The 6,257-nt window shown below is 71.5% G+C and carries 5 protein-coding genes; all 5 read right to left on the bottom strand.

What is annotated here, in order from left to right; all coding sequences use genetic code 11:
* The coding region (locus ACIBJG_RS04755; protein ID WP_399303925.1) for a hypothetical protein at window positions 1–311 on the bottom strand (311 nt) is incomplete at its 3' end.
* Between the two features lie 232 nt (window positions 312–543).
* On the bottom strand, window positions 544–1,326 hold the full coding sequence (locus ACIBJG_RS04750) for a TIGR03936 family radical SAM-associated protein (protein WP_399303923.1): 783 nt from the start codon (window positions 1,324–1,326) through the stop codon (window positions 544–546).
* A 123-nt stretch (window positions 1,327–1,449) separates the two neighbouring features.
* Window positions 1,450–2,640: a hypothetical protein gene (locus ACIBJG_RS04745; RefSeq protein ID WP_399304509.1), complete on the bottom strand. Its 1,191-nt coding sequence runs from the start codon at window positions 2,638–2,640 to the stop codon at window positions 1,450–1,452.
* Between the two features lie 103 nt (window positions 2,641–2,743).
* Complete coding sequence (locus ACIBJG_RS04740) at window positions 2,744–4,669, bottom strand: TIGR03960 family B12-binding radical SAM protein (RefSeq protein ID WP_399303921.1); 1,926 nt, start codon at window positions 4,667–4,669, stop codon at window positions 2,744–2,746.
* A gap of 50 nt (window positions 4,670–4,719) precedes the next feature.
* On the bottom strand, window positions 4,720–6,240 hold the full coding sequence (locus ACIBJG_RS04735; protein ID WP_399303919.1) for a CHAD domain-containing protein: 1,521 nt from the start codon (window positions 6,238–6,240) through the stop codon (window positions 4,720–4,722).
* Between the last annotated feature and the right edge of the window lie 17 nt (window positions 6,241–6,257).

Genomic DNA, 6,257 nt, shown 5'->3' with positions numbered 1-6,257 from the left:
GGCTCCACGACCTCCACGGTCTCGGCGGCCTGCGGCGCACCGGCCGGGGCCGTCGCCTTGCGGACGGCGCGGCGGCGCGCACGAACGGGCGGCGCGGCCTCGGCCTCGGTGGTGTTCTCGGTGCTGGTTTCCGACACTCCGGCGTCAACGGCCGGTATGGCCGGAGCCTCGGCACCGGCCTGTGCGCCCGCCGTCGGCGGGCCCGCCGGGCGGGATGCCGCGCGGCGCCTGCGGCGCGGCGGCAGCTTGTCCCCGGGGGTGTTGTTGTCTTCTGCGTTCCCGGCCGTGCCGGGTTCGGTGGGCTGAGGCATGCGGGCGGTTCTCCCGTCGGGCTCCCGGGCGCCGCGCCTGATTCCGGTCCGGCACGGTCCGCATGGTGTACGCGGTACCGCCGTCCGGGGCGCGGGCGCCGCACGGGGGCTGAATGTCTGGCTCGCCGGTTCCCTACACGGTGTGCGTACGGCCTGGCGAAAGTCTTATGGGTCAGCGCGCGGCCCGGCCCAGGTGGCTCCCGAGTCCGAGGGCTGCGCTACAACGACCGCCTTACGCGGAACCTGCACCCTCGGGCGCTGTCGCGGCGGTGGTCCCGGCGGCTGTGGATGGAGCGGCCGGGGCTGCCTCGCGGTCAGGCGCGAGCGGGTCGGTCACCGTGCCGGACTCCTCGTCGAAGAGCCCCTGCGCCAGCCTGGTCACCGCTGCGGGGACCGGCGGCGCCAGGTCGGCCACAACGCGGAGACCGGACAGGACGTCGTCAGGCCGAACGGCAGGTGTCACGTGCCGAACAACCAGCCGCAGTATCGCACAGGCCTTGTCCCCGGGCCTATCAGGCTGATGATCAAGGGCCTGCAGGTCGACTACGGCGGACCGGGCGTCGAAGCTCCGCATGCCGTTCTTCGTACGGCGCTCGACCTCGACGGTCTCGGCCGCGTTGAACGCGGCGACGGCCTTCTCGGCGTCCTCCACGGCGACCCCGTTCAGCCGCATCTCCCAGATGGAGGCGGTGAGCCGGTCGGCGAGACCCGAGGTGCGGGCCTCGACGGCGTCGGTGATGTCGAGGCCGTCCGGCAGCGAGTCGTTGAGCAGCTCGCGCAGCGTGCCCGGATCACGGGCCTCGGTGAGCGCGATCTCCAGGAACTCGGCCTCGCTGCCCGTGCCGGTGGGTGCGGCGTTGGCGTACGACACCTTGGGGTGCGGGGTGAAGCCCGCCGAGTAGGCCATGGGCACCTCGGAGCGGCGCAGCGCCCGCTCGAAGGCACGCTGGAAGTCTCGATGACTGGTGAACCGGAGGCGGCCGCGCTTCGTGTAGCGCAGTCGGATGCGCTGCACTGCCGGTGCGGGCGGCGGGCCTTCGGGCTGTCGCTTGCCCAGTGGTTCTTCTCCTCGGTGCGGAGCGGATGCGGTGGCACGCCGCCCTCGAAGTACGGGTGACCCTAGGGTGTCCGGTCCGGCTCACCCCTGCTGGACGGATTTCTCTTTCCGCAGGGAGATCTCTGGTTCGGGCGCCGCGCTGGGCACGATCGTTGTACTACCCAGAGTACGCGCAGACAGGCTTCCCGGTTCCCGGGGCTCGGGTTCACGCGGCCCGCCGACCAGGGCCCGCCAGGCGTCGCGCCTGGCCTGGCGGACGGTCTCGCGTGCCGTGCTCAGCGTCTGCCGGGCCGTCCGGCCCACCGCGCGGCCGGCCCGCCCGGCGGGGGCGAACACGGCGTCGCGCAGGAAGTGGCCGACCGGCGTGCACACCGTGCGGTAGGCCCAGCTCACCGGCGCTCCGACCAGGTGCCACGCCAGCCAGGCCAGCATCCGGCCGACCGCCCGCGAGACGAACCCGGCAATCCGCCAGGCGACGCCGAACGCGGCGACGATCTCCCGGCCCACGGGGGTCAGGATCCGCCGGTACACCCAGACCACCGGGGTGACGAGAAGCACCGTGACCAGCCACCGGACGGCGGCCCACAGCCCCCGGCAGCCGGCCCCGACGCCGCGGACCAGGAGATCGAGGAGCCGGGCAATGCCGTGGCCCAGCGGAGTGAGCAGTTCCCGGTACGTCCACACCAGCGGCAGCACGACCAGGTGCTCCACCAGCCAGCCGACGGCCAGCCCCAGTGGCTTCAGGACGTAGCGCCACACGAGGACCACCGGCATGACGAACAGGACGGTGAGCAGCCACTTCACGGCGGTGGCGATGCCCCGTCCGGCCGGCAGCAGAAGCGCCTGCCAGACCCACCGCAACCCGTGCCCTACCGGGGTGAGGACCTGCTCGTACAGCCAGATGAGCGGCACCACGATCCCGTACCGCACCCCGGGCACCACCACATACCGCCACAGCGCGACCCACGGCCACACGAACACCGCGATGGCCAGCCATCGCAGCCCGTGCCCGAGCGGGGTCAGCACCTGGGCGTACATCCAACGGGCAGGAATCACGACCAGCACCTCGAAGAGCCACGCCAGCGCACGCCCCAGCGGCCGCAGGAGAATCCGGTCGGCAGCACGGGCGCCCGCGACCAGGGCGTCCCAGACCATCCGCACCGGCAGGACGAGGACGAGGACGACGATCCGCACCGGAATCCTGACGAGCGTGGTCAGACAGCCGTCACCGCTCTCGTACCGCGCGGGTGCCTGGTGCTTTCCGTATTCCATGCACCTCATGACGCAAAGGTCCGGCCGGGGGTTTCCCCCGACCGGACCTTCGTCACCGAGATGTCACCGGCAGGAGCCGGGGCGTGTCATGTCAACCGCGGATCTACTTCACGACCGTCAGCGGCAGGAGCTTCTTGCCCGTCGGGCCGATCTGGATGCTCGTGTCCATCTGAGGGCACACCCCACAATCGAAGCACGGCGTCCAGCGGCAGTCCTCGACCTCGGTCTCGTCGAGCGAGTCCTGCCAGTCCTCCCAGAGCCAGTCCTTGTCGAGGCCGGAGTCCAGGTGGTCCCAGGGCAGGACCTCCTCGTACGTCCGCTCGCGGGTGGTGTACCAGTCGACGTCCACGCCGAAGTCCGGCAGCGTCTTCTCGGCGCTCTTCATCCACAGGTCGTAGCTGAAGTGCTCGCGCCAGCCGTCGAAACGGCCGCCGGCCTCGTAGACGGCGCGGATGACGGAGCCGACGCGGCGGTCGCCGCGGGAGAGCAGGCCTTCGACGATGCCGGGCTTGCCGTCGTGGTAGCGGAAGCCGATCGAACGGCCGTACTTCTTGTCGCCGCGGATCTTGTCGCGGAGCTTGGTCAGCCGGGCGTCGGTCTCGTCGGCGCTGAGCTGCGGGGCCCATTGGAAGGGGGTGTGCGGCTTGGGGACGAAGCCGCCGATGGAGACGGTGCAGCGGATGTCGTTCTGCCCGGACACCTCGCGGCCCTTGGCGATCACCTTGACCGCCATGTCGCCGATCTGCAGGACGTCCTCGTCGGTCTCGGTGGGCAGGCCGCACATGAAGTACAGCTTCACCTGGCGCCAGCCGTTGCCGTACGCGGTGGAGACCGTACGGATCAGGTCCTCCTCCGAGACCATCTTGTTGATGACCTTGCGCAGGCGCTCGGAGCCGCCCTCGGGGGCGAAGGTGAGACCGGAGCGACGGCCGTTGCGGGTCAGCTCGTTGGCCAGGTCCACGTTGAACGCGTCGACGCGGGTGGAGGGCAGCGAGAGGCCGATCTTGTCCTCGGTGTAGCGGTCGGCGAGGCCCTTGGCGATCTCACCGATCTCGGTGTGGTCCGCGGAGGAGAGGGAGAGCAGGCCCACCTCCTCGAAGCCCGTCGCCTTGAGGCCCTTCTCCACCATGTCGCCGATGCCGGTGATGCTTCGCTCCCGCACGGGGCGCGTGATCATGCCGGCCTGGCAGAAACGGCAGCCGCGGGTGCAGCCGCGGAAGATCTCCACGGACATGCGCTCGTGGACGGTCTCGGCGAGCGGGACGAGGGGCTGCTTGGGGTAGGGCCACTCGTCGAGGTCCATGACCGTGTGCTTGGACACACGCCACGGCACGCCCGACTTGTTCGGCACCATACGGCCGATACGGCCGTCCGGGAGGTACTCGACGTCGTAGAAACCGGGGACGTAGACCCCACCGGTCTTCGCGAGGCGGAAGAGCACCTCCTCGCGGCCGCCGGGGCGGCCCTCGGCCTTCCAGGCGCGGACGATCTCGGTGATCTCCAGGACCGCCTGCTCGCCGTCGCCGATGACCGCGCAGTCGATGAACTCCGCGATCGGCTCGGGGTTGAACGCGGCGTGGCCGCCCGCGAGCACGATCGGGTCGTCGAGGCCGCGGTCCTTGGCGGACAGCGGGATGCCGGCCAGGTCCAGGGCGGTGAGCATGTTGGTGTAGCCGAGCTCGGTGGAGAAGCTCAGCCCGAAGACGTCGAACGCCTTGACCGGGCGGTGGCCGTCCACGGTGAACTGGGGCACCTTGTGCTCGCGCATCAGCGCTTCGAGGTCCGGCCAGACGCTGTAGGTGCGTTCGGCGAGGACGCCCTGACGCTCGTTGAGTACCTCGTACAGGATCATGACGCCCTGGTTGGGGAGTCCGACCTCGTACGCGTCGGGGTACATGAGGGCCCAGCGGACGTCGCATTCGTCCCACGGTTTGACGGTGGAGTTCAGCTCACCGCCGACGTACTGGATGGGCTTCTGCACATGCGGGAGCAGAGCTTCGAGCTGTGGGAAGACCGAATCGACAGACATCGCGAACTTTCGAGAGCTGGCAGGGGTGACCATCCAGCGTACCGCGCTGCTCAGTCTCCGGACGCCGTCCGGATTTCGGCCCGGGAGGCCCGCGCCCATACGTTCGGCAGCTCCCGCTCGCGTACCGCGGCTGTCGCCTCCTCCTGTCCGTACAGCAGCCCCCAGGTGAACGAGGGCTCCCCCGCCGCGTGGGCCTGGACGGCGAGGGTGCGCAGGGCGTCGCGGGCGACGACGCTGTCCTGGTGGTCGCCGAGGACGCTCTGGACGGCCTTCAGCCGCTTGACGGACTTCCTGGCGGGTTTGCCGAGGGCGGGGCGGGCCGCCTCCGCCGCGTACCGTGCGCGTTTCGCCGCTTTGCGGGCGTCGTGCAGGGCGAGGTCGCGGTCCGGGCCCGGCGGGTGTTCCAGGGCGTGTGCGAGCCGGGTGGCCAGGCGTCGGTGGTCCTTGTGCGCGGCGCGGGCGAGCGCCTTGGCGGGCGGGGCGGCGGCCGCGGGCAGCAGGGGCGGGGCGGCGAGGAGCGCTTCCAGGGTGTGCAGCAGTGCGAGGTAGCGGGCGCCGTCGAGGACCGCGACGGTACGGCGGCGGGAGCCGCTGCGGCGGGCCGTGGACCAGATCCGCAGCCGGGCGCGGACCGGGCCGAGGACCAGGGTGCGGGGCAGCGCGTCGAGGCGGGTGCGCAGGCGGGCGTCGAGGACCTCCTGGTCGCGGTCGACGCCGAGTTCCGCCGCGAGCCATTTCAGCTCGCCGCCGACGGGGTCGGTGACCGTCCGGTCGAGGACCTTGCGGTACGAGCGCAGCGCGCTGCGGAGTCGGCGGGTGGCGACGCGCATCCGGTGCACGGAGTCGGGCAGGCCGCGGCGCACGGCCGGGTCGAGGGCGACGATGTCGGTGATCTGTTCGCGTACGTAGGCGAGGACGTGGTCGCCCGCGGTGTGCGGCGGCGTGGCGGGTTGCTGTTTCCGCTGCTTCTCCGGGGCCGTCCCGGCGAGCGCGCGGGACAGTTTGGAGGGGGACGCGGAGGGCCGTATCCCGGCCTTGCGCAGCCGCTTCTCGACGGCGTCGAGGAAGGCGGGGTCGCCGTCGTCGGCGAGTTCGACCTCGATCTCGGTCCAGGCGGTACTGCGGCTGCCGCCGTGCAGCCGCTCGGCCCGGACCTCGTCGACGCCGATTTCGGCGAGCGGTTCGCCGTCCGGGCCGTTCAGCAGGTGGACGTCGCGGGCGGAGCGGAGCCTGACCACGGGGACGAGGGCGGTGTCGCGCACCCGGGAGCGGACGAGTCCGGCCAGTTCTGCGGGCAGGGTGTCGGAGAGCGGGGCCCTGATCTCGTCGCGGATGCCGGAGGCGACCGGGAACTTGAGGTGCCAGCCGGCGTCGGCGCCGCCGGTGCGGCGGCGCAGGGTGAGGTGGTCCGCGGCGAGCCGGAGGTCCTCGGTGTCGTAGTAGACGGCGTCGAGTTCGCTGACGCCGTGGTGGTCGACGGCCGTGACCCCGGCCACCCGGGTCAGGTCGGGCAGCCGGGTGGCGTCGGTGGCTTCGTACTTCCGCTCGATCTCGCGCTTCGAGTCCGCCATGAATCGAATCTAGACGT

It is taken from the genome of Streptomyces sp. NPDC050422 (assembly GCF_044458665.1).
In the GTDB taxonomy this organism is placed as follows: Bacteria; Actinomycetota; Actinomycetes; order Streptomycetales; family Streptomycetaceae; genus Streptomyces.
The sequence above is the reverse complement of the archived record's forward strand: the minus strand, read 5'-3'. Positions and strand labels throughout refer to the sequence as shown.

Coding starts and splice junctions, on each gene's coding strand:
- ACIBJG_RS04745 (WP_399304509.1), bottom strand. CDS start 2,640: ATGGAATACGGAAAGCACCAGGCACCCGCGCGGTACGAGAGCGGTGAC.
- ACIBJG_RS04740 (WP_399303921.1), bottom strand. CDS start 4,669: ATGTCTGTCGATTCGGTCTTCCCACAGCTCGAAGCTCTGCTCCCGCAT.
- ACIBJG_RS04735 (WP_399303919.1), bottom strand. CDS start 6,240: ATGGCGGACTCGAAGCGCGAGATCGAGCGGAAGTACGAAGCCACCGAC.